Genomic DNA, 20,357 nt, shown 5'->3' with positions numbered 1-20,357 from the left:
GGTGGACCCCGCACGAACGGGTGATGACGGAGGTTTCCGGCCCACCTCTCTTGACCAGGGAAGACTGATCACTTTGGGTAAAGATGCCCTGGGGTCGCACGCGCCTGCGCTCGACCGGGCACCAGAGTCAGGAGTCTGCACGTGCGCCAACACAGCTCAGGATCACGCCGGTTCGTCGGCCTCGTCTCGGTCGGGGCGGTCGTCGCCGCCCTGCTCGCCGCCGCGCCGGCCGCGCCGGCCTCCGCCGCCGACGGGTCCGACGTCGGGCGGACCGTCGCCGCCGGCAAGCCGACGACGTTCAAGGACGGCCGGTACGTCGTCGTCCTGCGCGACCCCTCGGTCGCCGGGTACGACGGCGGCACGAAGGGGATCCCCGCGACCAAGGCCGCGCCCGGCGCGGCCTTCCGCGACGACACCTCGGCCGCGCGGCGCTACGCCGCCCACCTGCGCTCGAGCCAGGACGCGCTCGCGAAGGGCGTCGGGGCCAAGGTCGCGACCAGCTACACCGTCGCCACCAACGGCTTCTCCGCCGAGCTGACCGGCGAGCAGGCGCTGGCCCTCGCGACCGACCGGCGGGTGCTCGCCGTCGAGCGCGACGAGGCCCGCAAGCTCGACACCTGGAACAGCCCGAAGTTCCTCGGCCTGACCGGCAAGCGGGGCGCCTGGGCCGCGGCCGGCGGGATGAAGCGGGCCGGCGACGGCGTGGTGATCGCCGACCTCGACAGCGGCATCTGGCCGGAGTCGAAGTCCTTCTCCGGCCGGAGCCTGTCGAAGAAGCCGAAGACGAAGTGGGACATCTCCCGCGACGGCACGAAGACCAGGATGGAGAAGGCCGACGGCGAGGTCTTCACCGGTGAGTGCGAGAAGGGCGAGGCCTGGACCGTCTCGCTGTGCAACACCAAGATCATCAGTGCCCGCTACTACCCCGAGGCCTTCCTCGCGGAGACGCCGGCCGCCGAGATCTCGCCCGACGAGTCGATCTCGACCCGGGACGGCGACGGCCACGGCACCCACACGGCCAGCACGGCCGCCGGCAACCGGGTCCGGCACTCGAAGGTCGAGGGCCGCGACTTCGGCCCGATCTCCGGCATGGCCCCGGCCGCGAAGCTCGCGGTCTACAAGGTCTGCTGGGAGGACACCGACGAGGACACGGGCGGCTGCTACAACAGCGCCATCCTGTCGGCCATCGACGACGCCGTCGCCGACGGCGCGGACATCCTGAACTTCTCGATCTCGGGTGCCACCGACACCGTCCTCGACGTCGTCGAGCTCGCCTTCGAGGGCGCGGCCGAGGCCGGCGTCTTCGTCAGCGCCTCCGCCGGCAACAGCGGTCCGGGGGCCTCGACGGTCGCCCACAACAGCCCGTGGCTGACCACCGTCGCCGCGACCACCCACGCCAACCTGGAGAACACCGTCCGGCTCGGCAACGGCCGCAGGATCGTAGGCGCCTCCGTCGTCGACCGGCGCATCAAGGGCCTCCGGCTCATCTCCGCGCGTGACGCGGGCAAGGCCGGCGTCGCCGCCGAGGACGCCGCGCTGTGCGGGCCGAACACGCTCGACCCGGCGAAGGTGAAGGGCACCATGGTGCTCTGCCTGCGCGGAGTCCAGGCGCGGACCGCCAAGAGCGCCGAGGTCAAGCGGGCTGGCGGCAAGGCGATGATCCTCGCCAACCCGACCGAGGGCAGCCTGGACGCCGAGTTCCACGCCGTACCCACGGTGCACATCAGCCACCTCGACCTGCCGAAGGTGCTGCGCTACCTCGCCGCGGACGGTCCCGCGCGGGCCCGCTTCGACAAGGGCAACACCACCCGCAAGAAGGCGCCGCTCCCGCAGGTCGGCGGCTTCTCCTCCCGCGGTCCGGCGCTGGCCAACGACAGCGACATCCTCAAGCCCGACATCTCGGCCCCCGGAGTGAGCGTGCTCGCCGCCGTCTCGCCGCCGTCCAACCAGGGCCGCCGCTTCGACCTCTACTCCGGTACGTCGATGTCCGCCCCGCACATCGCGGGCCTCGCGGCCTTCGTCCAGGGCGTGAAGCCGCGCTGGACGCCGATGGAGATCAAGTCGGCGATGATGACGACGGCCACGAGCGCGCGCAACGCGAAGGGCAAGAAGTCGAGCGACTGGTTCGGCCAGGGCGCGGGCCAGGTCCGGCCCCGGAAGCTCCTGAAGCCGGGCCTGTTCGTCACGACGAGCGGCAAGGACTGGCGCGGCTTCATCACGGGCCAGGGCCTGGACACCGGCACCCCGGCGATCGCGGCCAAGGACCTCAACGTCCCCTCGATGGCCAAGAGCGGCGTCACCGGCAAGGTCTCGTTCGTCCGGACCTTCCGGGCGACCTCGAAGGGCGTGTGGCGCGTCAAGGGCACGGTGCCCGGCTTCAAGGTCCGGTCCAGCGTGAAGAAGGTCCGGTCCAGCCGGGCCAACGACCTGATCCGGGTGCGGTTCACCTTCACCCGCACCTCCGCCCCGCTCGACAAGTGGGCCAAGGGCGCGGTGCGGCTGAGCGGTCCGACCGAGGTGCGGCTGCCGGTCGCGCTCCAGCCAGTCGCCGTCACGGCGCCCGACCTGGTCACCGGCAGCGGCGTCGCCGGCACGGCGGACGTCCCGATCACCGCCGGGACCACCGGCAGCGTCCGGGTCACCACCGCCGGGCTGACGCCCGCCGTCGTGTCGGCCGGCAGCGTGGCCACCCGGGCGACCGAGTACGAGTGCGTCACGGTGGCGCCCGGCACCGACCGGGCCCGCTTCGAGCTCGACTCGGCCGACGACAGCGCCGACCTCGACATGTTCCTGCTGTCGGTGTCGTCCTGCGCCCAGGACCCGGCCACCGCCGCCCTGGTCGCCGAGGTCGCGACCGGCAGCGCCGACGAGGCGGTCACGCTGACCGGGCTCCCGGCCGGCACCTACCTGGCCGCGGTCAACGGGTTCTCGGCCGGCACGGCCGGCAGCCCGATGCCCTATGAGGTGCGCTACTTTGGCATCGGCGGGGCCCCCGACGAGGGGGCGCTGACCGCCACGCCGAACCCGGTGCCCGTCACCGCCAGCAAGCGGACGTCGTTCCGGCTCTCGTGGACCGGCCTCACCCCGGCCACGCGCTACTACGGCTACCTGACCTACGCCGGGTCGAAGGACCCGACGTACGTCTCGGTCGTCACGCCGTAGCGCGCTCCGCCGTACGACGGGCGGCGCCCGGGACCTCGTGGTCCCGGGCGCCGTTCCGCGTCCGGCTCAGATCAGCCGCTTCAGCACCGGCAGCGGGGCGTGCTTCATCACGAGCGACAGCGGCGCCCACGGGAGCGGGGGCACACAGGCGGAGCCGACCCGCTTCTCGATCGCCGCGACCATGGCCTGCACGCCCTTCTCGGTCGTCGACATCAGCGGAGTGCGCTGGGCGACCTTCTCGTTCATCTCCGAGGCGATGTAGCCCGGGTAGAGCACGGTGACGTGCACCGTCCGGCCGAGCTCGGTGCCGTGCAGCTCGGTCCGCAGCCCCTCCGCGAGGTGGGCGATGCCGGCCTTCGAGGCGGCGTACGTCGTCAGCGTCTTGGGCAGCCCGCGCATCGCGGACATCGACGAGATCACCACCAGGTGGCCGGCGCGCTGGTCGCGGAAGACCTCCATCGCGGCCTCGCACTGGGCCAGGGCCGAGACGAAGTTGGTCGTCGCGGTCTCCTTGTTGGCCGCGAAGCCGCCCGTGCCGAGCGGGGCGCCCTTGCCGAGGCCGGCGTTCACGATCACCCGGTCGAGGGTGCCGAGGTCGGCCCGGAAGGCCCGCACGACCTCGAAGACCTGCTCGTGGTCGTTGACGTCGAGGGCGCGGACCGCCACCCGGCGGTCGGGGTGCGCGGCGAGGATCTCGGCCCGCAGCTCCTCCAGCCGGTCGGTACGACGGGCGCACAGCGCGAGGTCCTCGCCCGTCGCTGCGAGCTGGCGGGCCATCTCGGCGCCGAGCCCGGAGGACGCGCCGGTGATCAGGGTGGTGGGCATGGGCCGAGTGTGCCCGAACGTCCTGCCCCGCCGGGTGCATACGTGGTATACATACCGAGTATCTAGGGACCGTGGAGGTCAACGATGTCGGTCAGGCAGGCACTCCTGGCGCTGCTCGAGCAGGGCCCGATGTACGGCTACCAGCTCCGCAGCGAGTTCGAACAGCGCACCGGCGGCACCTGGCCGCTCAACGTCGGGCAGGTCTACACGACCCTGACCCGGCTCGAGCGCGACGGCCTGGTGGCCGGCGCGGGGGCCGACGACGAGGGCCACGTGGTCTACCGACTGACCGAGGACGGGCACGGTGAGGTGGCGACCTGGTTCACCACCCCGGTCGCGCGCACCCAGCCGCCGCGCGATGAGCTGGCGATCAAGCTGGCGCTGGCGGTGACGGTCCCGGGTGTCGACGTCGGCCGGGTGATCCAGCAGCAGCGGACCGCGACCATGAAGGCGCTGCAGGACTACACCCGGCTCAAGCGGAGCGAGCGCGGCGCGGAGCGGGTCGACCTGGCCTGGGGCCTGGTCCTCGACTCGCTGGTCTTCGCCGCGGAGGCCGAGATCCGCTGGCTCGACCACTGCGAGTCCCGGCTGCGACGGGCGGCCCGCGAGCAGTCCGCGGCGCCGGCGTCCGCTCCCGTCCAGGAGGAGGCCCGATGAGCCGCGAGCTCCAGCCGACCCAGGCCGCGCTGATCGCCCGGGCCGAGGCCCGCTGGCTCGACCAGGCCCGGCTGCGCCTCCGGCTCGTACGACGACCGCGGCCCGTCCGTCCGGCGGCGACCCGATGAGCGCCGTGCTGACCCTCGACCGCGTCAGCCGGGTCCACGGCGAGGGCGCGAGCGCCGTCGAGGCCCTCAAGTCCGTCACCTTCACGGCCGCCGCGGGCGAGCTGGTCGCGGTGATGGGCCCGTCCGGGTCCGGCAAGTCGACCCTGCTCACGCTGGCCGGCGGGCTGGACAGCCCGACCTCCGGGACGGTCACGGTCGAGGGCGCCGACCTCGGCTCGCTCGGGCTGAAGGACCGGGCGCGGATGCGCCGTACCGCCATCGGCTACGTCTTCCAGGACTTCAACCTGATCCCCGCGCTCACCGCCGCCGAGAACGTCGCGCTGCCGCTCGAGCTCGACGGCCAGCGGCCGCGCGCGGCCCGGGCCGCCGCCCGACTGGCGCTGGACGAGGTCGGGATCGGCCACCTCGCCGACCGGTTCCCCGACGACATGTCCGGCGGCCAGGCCCAGCGGGTCGCGATCGCCCGGGCCGTGGTCGGGGAGCGGCGGCTGATCCTGGCCGACGAGCCGACCGGCGCCCTGGACACCGAGACCGGCGAGGACATCCTCCAGCTGCTGCGCGCCCGCTGCGACGCGGGTGCGGCCGGGGTCCTGGTCACCCACGAGGCCCGGCACGCGGCCTGGGCCGACCGGGTGGTCTTCCTGCGCGACGGGGTCGTCGTCGACGAGTCGGGGTCCGCCCCGGTCGACGCGCTGCTCGACGCCGGGCAGGGGCGATGAGGGGCTGGCGGCTGCCGCTGCGACTCGCCTGGCGTGACGCCCTCCGCTCCCGGGCGCGCAGCGCGCTGGTGCTGGTGATGATCGCGCTGCCGGTGCTCGGGGTGACGGCCGCGACGGTGCTGATCGCCACCTCCAACGTCAGCACCGTCGAGGGCCTCGACCGCGAGCTGGGCGACGCCGACGCCCTGGTCGCGGTCCGCGAGGGGGTCGACGAGGTCGCCCAGGCGCCCAACCCCGACGATGGCCTGGACTACGACGAGGACAGCGGCACCGCGCTCACACCGGCGCAGCTCGCGGCGGCACTCGGCGACCGCCCGCTCACGGAGGTCCGCCAGGGCTGGGGGATGCTGCGAACCGACCGCGGGGCCACCGACGCGCAGCTCACCGAGGTCGACCTCTCCGACCCTCTCGCCGCGCGCCTCGTCGACCTGACGGACGGTCGGTTGCCCCGCGCGGCGGGGGAGGTCGTGGTCAACCAGGCGCTCGCCGACAAGGGGTACGACGTCGGCGACCCGCTGCGGCTGCGCGGCCAGGACTCGCCCGAGTCGGTGGTGGTCGGCATTGCGGAGTCCAGCCGGGTCCGGTCCGAGCCCGCCGTGGCGGGCCTGGTCGGCAGCCTCGGCTTCGAGACGTTCGACACGAGCCGCACCTGGCTGGTCGGCGGCGGACCGATGGACTGGGACGAGGTCCTCGCGCTCAACGAGCGCGGGGTGTCGGCGTACTCCCGAACGGTCCTGGAGGACCCGCCGCCGGCCTCGGAGGTCCCCAGCGAGGTCGAGGTCTACGAGAGCTCCACCGACGAGACCGCCCTGGCGATCGCCGCGCTGGTGGTGACGATGGCGCTGCTCGAGGTGGTGCTGCTGGCCGGTCCGTCGTTCGCCGTCGGGGCCCGGCGCCAGGCGCGGACGCTGGCGCTGGTCGCCGCCAGTGGCGGCACTCCCGCCCAGGCGCGCCGGGTGGTGCTGGCGAGCGCGATCGTCCTCGGTGCGGTGGCCTCGGTCGGCGGTGTCCTGCTCGGCATCGCCCTCGCGGCGGCCCTGCTCCCGCTGGTGCAGTCGTTCACCTCGTCGTGGCTCGGGCCCTTCCAGGTGGCATGGCTGCCCCTGATCGGCGTGGCCGGCTTCGGCCTGGTGAGCGCCTTCCTGGCGGCGGTCGTCCCGGCCCACCTCGCCTCTCGGCAGGACATCGTCGCGGTGCTGGGCGGCCGGCGCGGGGACCGCAAGCCGTCCCTGCGTTCGCCGCTGCTGGGGGTGGTGCTGCTCGGGGTCGGGATCGTCGGCGCCGTGCTGGGGGCCCGTCCGGGGGGCGAGCTGCTGATCGCGGCCGCGGCGATCCCGGCGGTGCTGGGCATGGTGCTGCTGGTTCCGGTCGTGCTCGCCGTGCTGGGTCGGCTCGCCGGCCGGCTGCCGCTCAGCCTGCGCTTCGCCGTACGTGATGCGGCCCGGCACCGGACCCGCACCGTGCCGGCCGTGGCTGCGGTCGCCGCCACCGTGACCGGCGTCGTCGCGCTCGGCATCTCGACCAGCAGCGACGCCGCCGAGGCGAGGGCGACGTACGCGCCGATGCTCCCGGCCGGGGCGGCGATCGTCTCGACCCTCGGCGGCCAGGACGCCGAGCAGGTCCGGACCGCTATCGGGCGGGAGGTCCCGGGGGCGGAGCCCACCGACATCCGTGGCGTGCGCGACGCGACCGAGGAGCAATACCTCGAGGTGACGGTGACCGCCGGCTCCGACGACTGGTTGCTGAGCAGCAGCTCCTCGGTGCTCGGCTCCTCGCTGCTGGTCGGCGACGAGCTGCCGCCGCTGCTGCTGGGGGTGGATGAGGACGAGCGCACGTCCGCGGCCAGGGTCCTGGCCGCAGGCGGCGCCGTCGCCTTCACCGACCGGGGGGTGAGGGGTGACGAGGTCGGAGTGCGGGTCGCGCGGTCCGATGGCATGACCGGTGAGCCGATCGGGCGACCGGTGAGCGCCACCCTGCCGGCTGTCGTGATCGACGTGGACCCGGCCTCGACCGGCCCGGTGGCGGTCCTGGCACCCGCGGCGGCCCGACAGATGGACCTGGAGGTGACGACCGTCGCGGTCGCGATCACCGGCGCTCGCGTCACCGAGGAACAGGAGCAGGCGGTGACCGAGGTCCTGGCCGCGACGGCCTCTGGCCAGGAGATGTACGTCGAACGCGGCTACCGGGCCGACGGCGAGACGCTGATCATCCAGCTGGTGCTGGCCGGCCTCGGCGCCCTGCTGATGCTGGGCGGCACCCTGACGGCGACGTTCCTGGCCCTGTCGGACGCCCGGCCCGACCTAGCCACGCTGTCGGCCGTCGGCGCCTCGCCGCGGACCCGTCGCGGGGTGGCGGCGTCGTACGCGCTGGTGGTCGGCTTCGTCGGCGCCGTGCTCGGCGCGGCGGTCGGGTTCGTCCCAGGGATGGCCGTGTCCCGCCCGCTGACGACCATGGGAGGCGAGACGTGCGTCATCACCGGGTCCGGCTCCTGCACCCCCTCTGGGGTTCAGGTCGGCCCGTTCCTCGACGTCCCGTGGCTGCTGATCCTCGGCATCGTGGTCGTGCTGCCGCTGCTCACCGCCGCGGTCGTCGGGCTGACCGCCCGCTCGCGGCTGCCGCTGGTGGCGCGGCTGTCGTGACGGCGCTCAGTTGAGGACGACGACCGTGCTCATGAACTTGTCGCCGGTGGTCTGCCGCTTGTCGTCCCACAGCGGCCACAGCCAGCCGAGGTAGCAGACCAGGCTGTCGACGTAGTGGGCCAGACAGCGCACGAGGGTCTGTCCGGCGCCGGTCGGACGGCCGGCGCTCTCCTTCAGCACCCGGATGCCGAGGTGGGACTTGCCGAGCGTGGCGCCGGTCCGACCCTGGCGCACGCAGGTGTTCCAGATCCAGAACGCCAGGGTCACGAGCACGCCGAGCGTCACCAGCACGACCGGTCCGGCGCCGCCGGTGTACTGGGACGAGGTGCCGCCGGTGTTGCCGTCCGTCCGGATCTCGTGCGAGGCCAGCAGCCAGGCGTAGCCCGGCGATCAGGGGGACCGACGCGGCCAGCCCGAGGAAGAGCCGGGCGTAGGGATTCCCGGCGTACGGCGGGGGCGGCGGCTGGCTCACGGCCGCACCGTAGTCGCTTTCGGGGTGGAGCGCCGGTGGTTGCGGAGGTCGCGCAGCGGCCGTCTCGAAACCCGTCCGGACGGGCGTCGGGTCCCGGAGACCGACTGTCGGCCCACCGGGTTTCGAGACGGGACGTCGTCCCTCCTCAACCACCGGGGAACCGTCCGGCCCAATAAAAGTCAGGCTTGACTGTTTGTAGTGATCCGGACGATGCTGTCCGGGTGCCGACCCCCACCCGCGTCCCCCAGGAGGAGCGGACCCGCGTGATGCGGGCCCGGCTGCTGGAGGCCACGGTGGAGCTGCTGGTCGAGCGCGGCTTCGGCGGGACGTCGACCACGCTGGTCTCCGAGCGGGCCGGGGTCAGCCGGGGCGCCCAGCTGCATCACTTCCCGACCAAGAACGCGCTGGTCGTCGCGGCGGTCGAGCACCTGACCGAGGTGCGGGGGGCGGAGCTGGCGGCCGCGGCGAGCGCGCTGCCGGCGGGCGGGCGTCGTACCCGGGCGGTGCTGCAGGTGCTGGCCGACCACTTCACCTCGCCCGTCTTCACCGCGGCGCTCGAGCTCTGGGTGGCCGCGCGCACCGATCCCGCGCTGATGGAGGCCGTCGCGCCGCTGGAGCAGCGGGTGGGCCGCGAGGTGCACCGGCTGACCGTCGAGCTGCTCGAGGCCGACGAGGCGCGGCCCGGCGTACGCGAGCTGGTGCAGGCCACCCTCGACCTGGTGCGCGGCCTCGGTCTCGCCGACACCATCACCGACGACGCGCGCCGCCGCGACGGCGTGCTCGACCGCTGGGCCGACGTCCTCGACAAGGAGCTCCCATGACCCTGCTCGACGACCTGCTCGACGACCTCCGGGCGGAGGGCGACACCCTCTGGAGCGCCGTCGCCGGCCTCGACGACGCCGGCTGGGCCACGCCCACTCCCGCCAGCGGCTGGACCGTGGCCACCCAGGTGGCGCACCTCGTCTGGACCGACGAGGTGGCCGTCGTCGCGGCCACCGACCAGCCGGCCTGGGACGCGCTCGTCTTGCAGGGAATGGTCGACCCGAGCGGGTTCGTCGACGCGGGCGCCCACGAGATCGCCCGGCTGGCGCCGACCGCGCTGCTCGCCCGCTGGGGCACCGCCCGCACCGCGCTGACGACGGCGCTGCGGGAGTTCCCGGAGGGCGAGCGGATGCCGTGGTTCGGGCCGCCGATGTCGGCGACCTCGATGGCCACCGCGCGCTTCATGGAGACCTGGGCCCACGCCCTCGACGTGTACGACGCCCTCGGCATCGAGCCCGAGCGCAGCGACCGGGTCCGGCACGTCGCCCACCTCGGCGTCCGCACCCGGGGCTTCGCCTACTCCGTCCACGGCGAGACCGCGCCGGCCGAGGAGCCGCGGGTCGAGCTCACCGCCCCGTCCGGGGAGACCTGGTCGTGGGGCCCGGAGGACGCGGCCCAGTCGGTGACCGGCTCGGCGTACGACTTCTGCCTCCTGGTCACCCAGCGCGTCCACCGCGACGACACCGACCTGGTGGCCGTCGGCGACGACGCCGCCCACTGGCTGACCATCGCCCAGTGCTTCGCGGGGCCCGCGGGCGAGGGGCGGGCCCCGCGATGAGCGTGCCCCTGCGGATCGGCAACTGCTCCGGGTTCTACGGCGACCGGATGTCGGCGATGCGCGAGATGCTCGAGGGCGGGCCGCTCGACGTGCTGACCGGCGACTACCTGGCCGAGCTGACCATGCTCATCCTCGGCAAGGACACCATGCGGGACCCGGCGCTGGGCTACGCGAAGACCCACCTGCGCCAGCTCGAGGACTGCCTGGGCCTCGCCCTCGAGCGCGGCGTGCGGATCGTCAGCAACGCCGGCGGGCTCAACCCGGCCGGGCTGGCCGCGCGGGTCCGCGAGGTCGCCACCGGGCTCGGGCTCGACGCGAACGTCGCCCACGTCGAGGGCGACGACGTCCGCGCCCTGTCCTTCGACGGCGCGCTGACCGCCAACGCCTACCTGGGCGGGTTCGGCATCGCCGCCGCGCTCCGCGAGGGTGCCGACGTCGTCGTCACCGGCCGGGTCACGGACGCCTCGCTGGTCGTCGGTCCGGCGGTCGCGCACCACGGCTGGACGCCCACGTCGTACGACGAGCTCGCGGGCGCCGTCGTCGCGGGCCACGTCCTGGAGTGCGGGACCCAGGCCACCGGCGGCAACTTCTCCGGCTTCCGGACGCTGCCGCACACCGGTGCCCCGCTGGGTTTCCCGCTGGCCGAGATCGCCGCCGACGGGTCCAGCGTCATCACCAAGCACGACGGCACCGGGGGCGCGGTCACCGTCGACACCGTGACCGCCCAGCTGGTCTACGAGATCCAGTCGACCCGCTACCTCAACCCCGATGTCACCGTGCGCCTCGACTCGGTCCGGGTGCAGCAGGACGGCCCCGACCGGGTCCGCCTCGACCGGGTGCGCGGCGACGCCCCGCCCGAGCAGCTGAAGGTCTGCGTCAACAAGCTCGGCGGCTACCGCAACACCGTCGAGTTCGTGCTGACCGGCCTCGACGTCGAGGCCAAGGCCGACTGGGTGCGCGAGCAGCTCTCGCCCGCGCTCACCGCGAGCACCGTGCACTGGAGCCGGGCCGCGCTGCCGCTGGCCGACGCGGACACCGAGGAGGGCGCCTCCACCCTGCTGCGCTGCACGGTCATGGACGCCGAGGCCGGTCCGGTCGGCCGGGCGTTCACCGCGGCGGCGGTCGAGCTGGCGCTGGCGTCGTACCCCGGGTTCACGATGACCGGGCCGCCCGCCGCGCCCACGCCGTACGGCGTCTACGGCGCCGAGTACGTCGACCGCGGGCTGGTGACGCACGCCGTCGTGCACGCCGACGGGGCGCACGAGGTGATCCCCGATCCGCCCGGGTTCTCGTCCGCCGACCCGGCCCTGGGGCTGCGCGAGTCGCCGTACCCCGCCCCGGCGGACTCGCTGACCCGTCGCGTCCCGCTCGGCTCGTTCGTGCACGCACGGTCCGGTGACAAGGGCGGCGACGCCAACCTCGGGCTGTGGGTCGTGAACGACGGCTCGCTGCTCCGCGACGACCGGGTGCGCTGGCTGACCAAGCTGATGAGCCCGCGCAAGGTCCGCGAGCTGATCCCGGAGGCGGCCGACCTGGACGTCGAGGTCTACGTGCTGCCCAACCTCGGCGGCGTCAACGTGCTGATCCGGGGACTGCTCGGGCAGGGGGTCGCCGCGTCGACCCGGTTCGACCCGCAGGCGAAGGGGCTGGGCGAGTGGATCCGGTCCCGGATGGTCCACGTCCAGGAGGACTTGTTGTGAGTGAGCTGAAGGCGATGGGCGCCGAGTTCGTGCGGCGCGAGGTGGCGCCGTACCTCGACGACTGGGAGAGCGCCGGCGAGATCCCCCGGTCGCTGCACCTGGCGGCGGCCAAGCAGGGGCTGCTCGGCGTCTCCTTCCCCGAGTCGGTCGGTGGCGAGGGCGGCGACGTCCTCGACACCGTCGACCTGCAGGAGGGGATGTTCGAGGCGGGCGCGTCGAGCGGGCTGATGTCCGCGCTGTTCACCGGCGGCATCGCGCTGCCGCACATCGCGGCCCACGGGTCGCCCGAGCTGGTCGACCGGTTCGTCCGCCCGACGCTGGCCGGGGAGACGATCGGCTCGCTCGCGATCACCGAGCCGGGCGGCGGCTCCGACGTCGCCAACCTCCGCACCACCGCGCGCCGGGAGGGCGACGAGTACGTCGTCAACGGCACCAAGACCTTCATCACCAGCGGCGTGCGCGCCGACTTCGTGACCACGGCCGTCCGCACCGGTGGGCCGGGTCACGCGGGCATCTCGTTGCTCGTGATCGAGAAGGGCACGCCCGGCTTCACCGTCGACCGTGCACTGACCAAGATGGGCTGGCACTGCTCCGACACCGCCGAGCTCGGCTTCGCCGACGTCCGGGTCCCGGCCGCGAACCTGGTCGGCCCCGAGAACAGCGGCTTCTACCTGATCGCCGAGCAGTTCGTCGTCGAGCGGCTGGCCCTCGCGGTGCACGCCTACGGCATCGCGGCCCGGTCGCTGGAGCTGACGGCGTCGTACTGCCGCGAGCGGGAGACCTTCGGGAAGCCGCTGATCGCCAACCAGGTGGTGCGCCACAAGCTCGTCGAGATGCGCCGCCAGGTCGAGGTGGCCCGCACCTACACCCGCGAGGTGGCCCGGCGCCATGTGGCCGGGGAGAACGTGATCGCCGAGGTCTGCCTCGCCAAGCAGACCGCCTGCGACACCGCGACGTACGTCTGCGACCAGGCCGTCCAGCTGCACGGCGGGACCGGCTACCTGCACGGGACCGAGGTGGAGCGGCACTACCGCGACGCCCGGATCCTGCCGATCGGAGGGGGAGCGACCGAGGTGCTGACCGATCTCGCCGCCAAGCTGTTGGGCTACGCGTCATGAGGACCGACCCCCGGTGGTTGAGGAGGTCGCGCAGCGACCGTCTCGAAACCCCGGCACCTGACAGTCGACCTGGATCGACGTCGTCCCCCGGCTCACCGGGTTTCGAGACGGGACTTCGTCCCTCCTCAACCACCGATCAGCCGTCCCCCGGCTCACCGGGTTTCGAGACGGGACTTCGTCCCTCCTCAACCACCGGTCGGGGAGGTGCGCGATGACCGCCAATCGTGAGGCCATGCTGGAGAAGCTGGCCGACCTGGACGCCGAGCACGCGAAGGCGGTGGCGGGCGGGGGCGAGCGGTACGCCGAGCGCCATCGCGCGCGCGGGAAGCTGCTGCCGCGCGAGCGGATCGAGCTGCTGGTCGACGAGGGGTCGGCGTTCCTGGAGCTGAGCCCGCTGGCCGGGTGGGGCTCCGACTTCACGGTCGGGGCGAGCGTGGTCACGGGCATCGGCGTGGTCGAGGGCGTGGAGTGCCTGATCACCGCCAACGACCCGACCGTGAAGGGCGGGGCGAGCAACCCCTGGACGGTCAAGAAGATCTTCCGGGCCGCCCAGATCGCCGAGGAGAACGGGCTGCCGACGATCTCGCTGGTCGAGTCCGGCGGCGCCGACCTGCCGACCCAGAAGGAGATCTTCATCCCGGGCGGGAAGCTCTTCCGCGACCTGACCCGGGCCAGCGCGCGCAAGGAGCCGACCGTCGCGCTGGTCTTCGGCAACTCCACCGCCGGCGGCGCCTACGTGCCCGGCATGTCCGACTACACGGTGCTGGTCCGCGACCAGGCCAAGGTGTTCCTGGGCGGCCCGCCGCTGGTGAAGATGGCGACCGGCGAGGAGTCCGACGACGAGTCGCTGGGCGGTGCGGAGATGCACGCGCGCACCTCGGGGCTGGCCGACTACCTGGCCGAGGACGAGCGCGACGCGATCCGGATCGGACGGCGGATCATCGCCCGGCTGAACTGGCGCAAGGGTCTCGATACGCTCGCTGGCGCTCGCTGCTCGACCACCGAGAGGGAGTACGCCGAGCCGGACGCCGACCCCGAGGAGCTGCTCGACCTGGTGCCGGCCGACCTGAAGGAGCCGTTCGACCCCCGCGAGGTGATCGCCCGGATCGCCGACGGGGTGAGCGCGACGAACGGCGTCGCGTTCGACGAGTTCAAGCCGCTCTACGGCACCTCGCTGGTCACCGGCTGGGCGCGGATCCACGGCCGGCCGGTCGGGATCCTGGCCAACGCGCAGGGGGTGCTGTTCAGCCAGGAGGCGCAGAAGGCCACCCAGTTCGTGCAGTTGGCCAACCAGACCGACACCCCGCTGCTGTTCCTGCACAACACCACCGGCTACATGGTCGGCCGGGAGTACGAGCAGGGCGGGATCATCAAGCACGGCGCGATGATGATCAACGCGATCAGCAACTCCACCGTGCCGCACCTGACCGTGGTCATGGGAGCGTCGTACGGCGCCGGCAACTACGGCATGAACGGCCGGGCCTTCGACCCCCGCTTCCTCTTCACCTGGCCCTCGGCCAAGTCGGCGGTGATGGGCCCGGCCCAGCTCGCCGGCGTCCTCTCGATCGTCGCCCGCGCGGCGGCCGAGTCGCGCGGCAAGGAGTACGACGAGGAGGGCGACGCCGGCATGCGCGCCTTCATCGAGCAGTCGGTCGAGGAGCAGTCGCTGCCGCACTTCCTGTCCGGGATGCTCTACGACGACGGCGTCATCGACCCGCGCGACACCCGGACCGTCCTCGGCCTCTGCCTGTCCGTCATCGAGAACAAGGCGATCGTCGGCACCGACCGATTCGGAGTCTTCAGGCCATGATCCAGAGACTGCTCGTCGCCAACCGGGCCGAGATCGCCAGCCGGGTGTTCCGCACCTGCCGGCGGCTCGGGATCGAGACCGTGGCGATCCACAGCGACGCCGACGCCGACCTGCCCTACGTGCGGGAGGCCGACCACGCCGTACGCCTGCCGGGCAGCACGCCCGCGGAGACCTACCTGCGCACCGACCTGGTCGTCGAGGCGGCCAAGCGGGCGGGCGCGGACGCGATCCACCCCGGCTACGGCTTCCTGTCGGAGAACGCCGACTTCGCGCGGGCGGTGCAGGCGGTCGGGCTGACCTGGGTCGGCCCGCACCCGGACGCGATCGACGCGATGGGCTCCAAGATCGCCGCCAAGCGGATCATGGCGACGGCCAGCGTACCCGTGCTCGAGGCGCCCGACGAGCCGACCGAGGCCGACCTCCCGCTGATCGTGAAGGCGTCCGCCGGTGGTGGCGGCCGCGGGATGCGCATCGTCCGCACGCTGGCCGAGCTGCCGGGTGAGCTGGAGCGGGCGCGGGCCGAGGCGGCGTCGGCGTTCGGCGACGACACCGTGTTCGTCGAGCCGTACGTCGAGCGCGGGCGGCACGTCGAGGTCCAGGTGCTCGGCACGCCCGACGGCGTCATCGTGCTCGGCGAGCGCGACTGCTCGCTGCAGCGCCGGCACCAGAAGGTCGTGGAGGAGTCGCCGGCCCCCGGCCTCTCCGACCCGACCCGCGAGGCGCTCCACGACGCCGGCCGGGCCGCGGCGGCGGCGATCGACTACCTGGGCGCCGGCACCGTCGAGTTCCTGTACGACGCCGCGCGCGACACGTTCTTCTTCCTGGAGATGAACACCCGGCTCCAGGTCGAGCACCCGGTCACCGAGCTGGTGCACGGCGTCGACCTGGTGGAGCTGCAGCTCGCGGTGGCCGAGGGCGGGGTCGTGACCGACCCGTCGACCGGGCCGACCGGGCACGCGATCGAGGTGCGGCTCTACGCCGAGGACCCGGCGGCGGACTACCAGCCGCAGAGTGGCCTGCTCACCGTCTTCGAGCTCCCGACGGGTGACGGCCTGCGCGTGGACGCCGGCTTCGAGTCGGGCTCGACCGTGAGCACCCACTACGACGCGATGCTGGCCAAGGTCGTCGCACACGCGCCGACCCGCGAGCAGGCCGCGCGGAAGCTGGCCGGTGCGCTGCGCCGGGCGCGCATCCACGGCCTGACGACCAACCGCGACCAGCTGCTGGCCGCGCTCGCCGACCCGGGCTTCCTGGCCGGCGAGGTCAGCACCGCCTTCCTCGACGAGCTGCCCGCGCCGGTCGCCGACGAGCCGGAGGACAGCACCGGACCGACCACCGCGGCGGCGCTCGCCCTCGCGGCGCGGGCCGGCGCGGCACGCACGGTCCAGCGCGGCCTCCCCGTCGCCTGGCGGAACGTGCCGTCGCAGCCGCAGCGCACCGAGTTCGAGAGCGGGACGGTCGAGTGGTGGGGCGGACGCTCCGGCTACCGGGTCGACGGGGTCGAGGTCGTCGCGGTCGCGGCCGACCGGGTGACCCTCGGACACGACGGCCTGCGGACGTCGTACGACGTGACGGTGGCGGGTGACCGGGTCGACGTCGACTGGCCCGGCGGCCACCTGGCCCTGCGCCGGGTGCCGCGGTTCACCGACCCGGCCGACGCCGTGGCCAGCGGGAGCCTGCTCGCGCCGATGCCCGGCACGGTCGTGCAGGTCGCGGTGGAGGCGGGCCAGCAGGTGGAGGCCGGCCAGCCGGTCCTGGTCCTGGAGGCCATGAAGATGCAGCACACCGTGAGCGCGCCGCACGCCGGCACGGTCGCGGAGATCAGCGTGGAAGCCGGGTCGCAGGTCGCGGCCGGGGAGGTTCTGGCCGTGGTGGAGGAGACAGCGTGAGCATGTTCAACGAGTCCGAGGAGCGCCAGGAGCTGCGCAAGCAGGTGGCGCGGCTGGCCGGCAAGTACGGCCGCGACTGGTTCACCGAGAAGGCGCGAGCCGGCGAGAAGACCACCGAGCTGTGGCTCGAGATCGGCAAGAACGGCTACCTCGGCATCAACATCCCCGAGGAGTACGGCGGGGGCGGCGGCGGGATCGGCGACATCGCCGCGGTCTGCGAGGAGCTCTCGGCGCAGGGCTGCCCGCTGCTGCTGATGGTCGTCAGCCCGGCGATCTGCGGCACGATCATCAGCCGCTACGGCACGCCGGAGCAGAAGCAGCGCTGGCTGCCCGGCATCTGCGACGGCACCGGGACGATGGCCTTCGCGATCACCGAGCCGGACGCCGGCACCAACTCCCACAACATCACCACCACCGCCCGCAAGGACGGTGACGGCTGGGTGCTCAACGGGCGCAAGATCTACATCTCCGGCGTCGACGAGGCCGAGAACGTCCTCGTCGTCGCGCGCACCGAGGACGCCCGGACGGGCAAGCTGAAGCCCTGCCTGTTCGTCGTCCCGACCGACGCGGCCGGCTTCGAGGCGAAGCCGATCCCGATGGAGATCGTCAGCCCCGAGCTGCAGTTCCAGGTCTTCATCGACGACGTCCGGCTGCCGGCCGACGCGCTGGTGGGCGACGAGGACGGCGGGCTCGTGCAGCTGTTCGCCGGGCTCAACCCGGAGCGGATCATGGCGGCGTCGTTCTCGACCGGCCTGGCCCGCTTCGCGCTGGACAAGGCGGCGTCGTACGCGAAGGAGCGGACGGTGTTCAAGGCGCCCATCGGCTCCCACCAGGCCGTCGCGCACCCGCTCGCCCAGGCCCACATCGAGAACGAGCTGGCCCGGCTGATGACCCAGAAGGCGGCCGCGCTCTACGACGCCGGCGACGACATCGGGGCCGGCGAGGCGGCCAACATGGCCAAGTACGCCGCCGCCGAGGCCGCCTGCCACGCCGCCGACGCGGCCGTGCAGACCCACGGCGGCAACGGGATCACCCAGGAGTACGGCATGGCCGGCCTGCTGGTCGCGACCCGGGCCGGCCGAATCGCCCCGGTGAGCCGCGAGATGATCCTCAACTTCGTGGCGATGCACTCGCTGGGACTGCCCAAGTCCTACTAGCCCGATCTGCTCTAGCGTCGCCGGGATGGAGCACCTCGACCGGCACGCGCCCGGGGCCGCGGCGGCCTACGTCGCGGTCGCGGGCGCCCGGGTGGCGCCGTCGTACGACGTGGCCGCCCCGGCCGTGGTCGCGTTCGCCGAGCAGTTCGCGGTGGACGTGTCGGTGATCGACGACGCGCAGCGGGCGGCGTTCCTGGCCGCGACGGGGGCGTCGGCGTTTGCGGCGGTCCAGCGGGTCTACGTCGGCGACGTCTGGCCGCGGGTGCGTGCCGTGGTCGACGCGGTGCTGGGCCCGGCCGGCTGGCCGGAGCCGCCGGCCGTCGAGGTGGCCGACCTGTGGCCGCTGCTCGACGCGTTCATGCGCGAGGTCGCTCGGCTCGACGCGCTCGACCCGGTCACGACCGAGCTGGTCCGGCTGCGCGGTGCCCGGCAGCACGACTGCCGGGTCTGCCGTTCGCGGCGCAGCGTCGCCGCGCTCGACGCGGGCGCCTCCGAGGCGACCTTCGACGCGGTCGACCGGTGGCCCGACAGCGACCTCCCGGCGGACGCGAAGGCCGCCCTCGCGCTGACCGACGCGACGATCTGGACGCCGTACGCCGTCCCGGCCGACGTCGTGGCCGCCGCCCGCGCGCACCTCTCCGACGCCCAGGTCGTCGAGGTGGTCCTGGACGTTGCCCGCAACGCCGCGAACAAGATCGCCGTCGCGCTGCGCGCCGACGCCGCCGAGGTCACCGACGGCGTCCAGCTCTTCACGACCGACGCCGAGGGCAACCTGACGACGGTGTGACCGCCCCCCAACGGCGCAAGTGCGCTGTCGGGGGGACCACGAGTCCTCTCATCTCCCGCAACCGGCGCAATTGCGCCGGTCGCGGGCCGGGCCGCGCGGGTCGTCGCACGGCCGCCGACGGTGTGACCCGGGTCGCTCCGTAGGGTCGGGAGGGTGACAGGGGTCTTCGAGGGGTTCGCGACGATCGCGATCCTCATCGGCCTCGGCATCCTGCTGGCCCATCTGAAGGTCATCGACGACGCGGGGCGTCGCACGCTGGCCACGCTGGCGCTCTTCGTCGCCAGCCCGGCCCTGCTGATCACGGTGCTCGAGGACACCGACCTCGGCGGGGTCTTCTCCGGCAACCTGGTCGCGATGAGTGCGGGCGTGCTCGCGAGCGCGCTGCCCGTCGTCCTGGTCGCCCGGTGGCGGCGCCGCGGGCTGGGCGACACGGTCATCACGGCGATGGCGGCGTCGTACCAGAACGCGGGCAACCTCGGCCTCCCGATCGCGGCCTACGTCCTCGGCGACGCCAGCCTGGTCGCCCCCGTGCTGCTCCTGCAGATGCTGCTGCTCCAGCCGCTCGCGCTGACGCTGCTCGACGCCGACCGCGCGGGCGAGCGGATCTCGGTCGGCAAGGTGCTGAAGCGGCCGTTCACCAACCCGATCACCATCGCCACCCTGATCGGCCTGGGCCTGACGATCACCGGCATCCGGCTGCCCGGGGTCATCCACGACCCGCTGGAGCTGGTCGGCGGGATGGCCGTCCCCTCCATGCTCATCGCGTACGGCGTCGCGCTGCGGCTCGGTCCGCTCCCCGGCCGCGGCGTCCCGCCCCGGGTGCTGGCCGCGGTCACCGCGCTGAAGATGGTCGTCCAGCCGACGGCGGCGTACGTCGTCGGCCGGTTCCTGCTCGACCTCGACACCCCCGCCCTGCTCGCCGTGACCGTGCTGTCCGCGCTGCCGGCCGCCCAGAACGTCTACGTCATCTCGGCCCGCTACGACCGGGCCACCCTGCTGGCCCGCGACGCCGTCTTCGTGAGCACTCTCGCGTCGGTTCCCGTCATCCTGCTGATCACCGCGCTGGTGGCCTGACAGGCTTATCGCCATGTACGCACGCGCGCTGGCCACCACCGCGCTCTCGTACGGCGTCCTGCACCACCTCGGCCTGCTCCCCGACGGTCTCGGCACCGGGCCCGACGGCACCCGCTGGGCGGACTGGCTGGACCTGCTCGTGCCCTGGCTGGTGCTCGCGCCGGCGGCCTGGACGATGGTCGCGGCGGAGGCCGACCGCCGGACCTGGCTGCTCTTCGGGATGGGCGCGCTGGCCTACGCGAACGGCCACGGCATCCACCTCGCGGGCAACTCGCTGGCCAACACCGAGCCCGGCCCGACCGCCCACCTGTGGGACGAGGTGGTCGGTCACGCGATCTGGTACGCCGGCGTCGCGCTGGTCGTGGCCGCGCTCGCGACGACCATGCGCGGGCGGCCGCGACCGCCCTGGATCGGCTACCCCCTGGCGCTCGGCGTCGGGCTGACCTGGGCCACCAACGCGGTCGGCGGCGGCACCGTCGTACCCGCGCTGGTGCTGGCGCTGGCCGCCTCGGCGTGGGGCTGGCAGCGGCGCGCCGAGCTCGGCGTGGTGCTGCTCGTGGGCTTCCTGCCGGGTGCCGTGCTGCTCGCGGGTGAGCTGATCGGGCGGCTGAGCCAGTAGG

17 protein-coding genes are annotated in these 20,357 nt (G+C 73.5%); 15 read left to right on the top strand and 2 right to left on the bottom strand.

Going from position 1 to position 20,357, the window contains the following annotated elements; translation table 11 throughout:
- Positions 1–141: 141 nt before the first annotated feature.
- Positions 142–3,162 carry a S8 family serine peptidase gene (locus tag BLT76_RS04055; protein ID WP_090851093.1) on the top strand — a complete coding sequence of 1,007 codons (3,021 nt, stop codon included), beginning with the start codon at positions 142–144 and terminating at the stop codon, positions 3,160–3,162.
- Positions 3,163–3,228: 66 nt separating this feature from the next.
- Here the strand turns inward: BLT76_RS04055 and BLT76_RS04050 are convergent, their stop codons facing one another.
- Complete coding sequence (locus BLT76_RS04050) at positions 3,229–3,987, bottom strand: SDR family oxidoreductase (protein WP_090851090.1); 759 nt, start codon at positions 3,985–3,987, stop codon at positions 3,229–3,231.
- An 84-nt stretch (positions 3,988–4,071) separates the two neighbouring features.
- Between BLT76_RS04050 and BLT76_RS04045 the strand changes: the two genes are divergently transcribed.
- Genes BLT76_RS04045 through BLT76_RS04035 form a run of 4 tightly spaced genes read left to right on the top strand, consistent with a single transcriptional unit; the run spans position 4,072 to position 8,130 of the window.
- Entirely contained in the window at positions 4,072–4,644 is a 573-nt protein-coding gene (locus BLT76_RS04045) for a PadR family transcriptional regulator (protein ID WP_090851087.1), read from the top strand.
- Entirely contained in the window at positions 4,641–4,772 is a 132-nt protein-coding gene (locus BLT76_RS26520) for a hypothetical protein (RefSeq protein ID WP_257024110.1), read from the top strand. Before BLT76_RS04045 ends, BLT76_RS26520 begins: the two co-directional genes overlap by 4 nt.
- Complete coding sequence (locus BLT76_RS04040) at positions 4,769–5,491, top strand: ABC transporter ATP-binding protein (protein WP_090851084.1); 723 nt, start codon at positions 4,769–4,771, stop codon at positions 5,489–5,491. Before BLT76_RS26520 ends, BLT76_RS04040 begins: the two co-directional genes overlap by 4 nt.
- The gene (locus BLT76_RS04035) at positions 5,488–8,130 is read left to right on the top strand and encodes an ABC transporter permease (RefSeq protein ID WP_090851081.1); all 2,643 of its coding nucleotides are present in this window, start codon (positions 5,488–5,490) and stop codon (positions 8,128–8,130) included. The genes BLT76_RS04040 and BLT76_RS04035 overlap by 4 nt, the downstream gene beginning before the upstream one ends.
- A 6-nt stretch (positions 8,131–8,136) precedes the next feature.
- Here BLT76_RS04035 and BLT76_RS04030 read toward each other — a convergent pair whose 3' ends face one another.
- Positions 8,137–8,484, bottom strand: coding sequence for an RDD family protein (locus BLT76_RS04030; protein WP_280139623.1), 348 nt, complete (start codon positions 8,482–8,484; stop codon positions 8,137–8,139).
- A gap of 339 nt (positions 8,485–8,823) precedes the next feature.
- Here BLT76_RS04030 and BLT76_RS04025 point away from each other — a divergent pair, with 339 nt between their 5' ends.
- From BLT76_RS04025 to BLT76_RS03980, 10 genes are all read left to right on the top strand, one after another.
- Positions 8,824–9,423: a TetR/AcrR family transcriptional regulator gene (locus tag BLT76_RS04025; protein ID WP_244509246.1), complete on the top strand. Its 600-nt coding sequence runs from the start codon at positions 8,824–8,826 to the stop codon at positions 9,421–9,423.
- Positions 9,420–10,202, top strand: coding sequence for a TIGR03084 family metal-binding protein (locus BLT76_RS04020; protein WP_090851074.1), 783 nt, complete (start codon positions 9,420–9,422; stop codon positions 10,200–10,202). Before BLT76_RS04025 ends, BLT76_RS04020 begins: the two co-directional genes overlap by 4 nt.
- Positions 10,199–11,902: an acyclic terpene utilization AtuA family protein gene (locus tag BLT76_RS04015; protein ID WP_090852121.1), complete on the top strand. Its 1,704-nt coding sequence runs from the start codon at positions 10,199–10,201 to the stop codon at positions 11,900–11,902. The genes BLT76_RS04020 and BLT76_RS04015 overlap by 4 nt, the downstream gene beginning before the upstream one ends.
- A gap of 14 nt (positions 11,903–11,916) precedes the next feature.
- Positions 11,917–13,020 (top strand): acyl-CoA dehydrogenase family protein, encoded by a 1,104-nt coding sequence (locus tag BLT76_RS04010; protein ID WP_090852118.1) that lies wholly within the window; start codon positions 11,917–11,919, stop codon positions 13,018–13,020.
- A gap of 211 nt (positions 13,021–13,231) precedes the next feature.
- Positions 13,232–14,830, top strand: coding sequence for an acyl-CoA carboxylase subunit beta (locus BLT76_RS04005; protein ID WP_090851070.1), 1,599 nt, complete (start codon positions 13,232–13,234; stop codon positions 14,828–14,830).
- Positions 14,827–16,719, top strand: coding sequence for an acetyl/propionyl/methylcrotonyl-CoA carboxylase subunit alpha (locus BLT76_RS04000; protein ID WP_090851068.1), 1,893 nt, complete (start codon positions 14,827–14,829; stop codon positions 16,717–16,719). Before BLT76_RS04005 ends, BLT76_RS04000 begins: the two co-directional genes overlap by 4 nt.
- 2 nt (positions 16,720–16,721) lie before the next feature.
- The gene (locus BLT76_RS03995; protein WP_090851065.1) at positions 16,722–17,876 is read left to right on the top strand and encodes an acyl-CoA dehydrogenase family protein; all 1,155 of its coding nucleotides are present in this window, start codon (positions 16,722–16,724) and stop codon (positions 17,874–17,876) included.
- A gap of 25 nt (positions 17,877–17,901) precedes the next feature.
- Complete coding sequence (locus BLT76_RS03990) at positions 17,902–18,663, top strand: carboxymuconolactone decarboxylase family protein (protein ID WP_090851062.1); 762 nt, start codon at positions 17,902–17,904, stop codon at positions 18,661–18,663.
- A gap of 153 nt (positions 18,664–18,816) precedes the next feature.
- Positions 18,817–19,737: an AEC family transporter gene (locus BLT76_RS03985; protein ID WP_090851059.1), complete on the top strand. Its 921-nt coding sequence runs from the start codon at positions 18,817–18,819 to the stop codon at positions 19,735–19,737.
- 13 nt (positions 19,738–19,750) lie between these two features.
- Positions 19,751–20,356 carry a hypothetical protein gene (locus BLT76_RS03980; protein ID WP_090851056.1) on the top strand — a complete coding sequence of 202 codons (606 nt, stop codon included), beginning with the start codon at positions 19,751–19,753 and terminating at the stop codon, positions 20,354–20,356.
- Position 20,357: the final 1 nt, after the last annotated feature.

Origin of the sequence: Nocardioides lianchengensis (assembly GCF_900101465.1) — a bacterium.
GTDB classification, from domain to species: Bacteria; Actinomycetota; Actinomycetes; order Propionibacteriales; family Nocardioidaceae; genus Nocardioides; species Nocardioides lianchengensis.
This window is presented reverse-complemented; position numbering and strand designations above follow the sequence as displayed.

Coding starts and splice junctions, on each gene's coding strand:
- BLT76_RS04050 (WP_090851090.1), bottom strand. CDS start 3,987: ATGCCCACCACCCTGATCACCGGCGCGTCCTCCGGGCTCGGCGCCGAG.
- BLT76_RS04045 (WP_090851087.1), top strand. CDS start 4,072: ATGTCGGTCAGGCAGGCACTCCTGGCGCTGCTCGAGCAGGGCCCGATG.
- BLT76_RS26520 (WP_257024110.1), top strand. CDS start 4,641: ATGAGCCGCGAGCTCCAGCCGACCCAGGCCGCGCTGATCGCCCGGGCC.
- BLT76_RS04040 (WP_090851084.1), top strand. CDS start 4,769: ATGAGCGCCGTGCTGACCCTCGACCGCGTCAGCCGGGTCCACGGCGAG.
- BLT76_RS04035 (WP_090851081.1), top strand. CDS start 5,488: ATGAGGGGCTGGCGGCTGCCGCTGCGACTCGCCTGGCGTGACGCCCTC.
- BLT76_RS04020 (WP_090851074.1), top strand. CDS start 9,420: ATGACCCTGCTCGACGACCTGCTCGACGACCTCCGGGCGGAGGGCGAC.
- BLT76_RS04015 (WP_090852121.1), top strand. CDS start 10,199: ATGAGCGTGCCCCTGCGGATCGGCAACTGCTCCGGGTTCTACGGCGAC.
- BLT76_RS04010 (WP_090852118.1), top strand. CDS start 11,917: ATGGGCGCCGAGTTCGTGCGGCGCGAGGTGGCGCCGTACCTCGACGAC.
- BLT76_RS04005 (WP_090851070.1), top strand. CDS start 13,232: ATGACCGCCAATCGTGAGGCCATGCTGGAGAAGCTGGCCGACCTGGAC.
- BLT76_RS04000 (WP_090851068.1), top strand. CDS start 14,827: ATGATCCAGAGACTGCTCGTCGCCAACCGGGCCGAGATCGCCAGCCGG.
- BLT76_RS03995 (WP_090851065.1), top strand. CDS start 16,722: ATGTTCAACGAGTCCGAGGAGCGCCAGGAGCTGCGCAAGCAGGTGGCG.
- BLT76_RS03990 (WP_090851062.1), top strand. CDS start 17,902: ATGGAGCACCTCGACCGGCACGCGCCCGGGGCCGCGGCGGCCTACGTC.
- BLT76_RS03980 (WP_090851056.1), top strand. CDS start 19,751: ATGTACGCACGCGCGCTGGCCACCACCGCGCTCTCGTACGGCGTCCTG.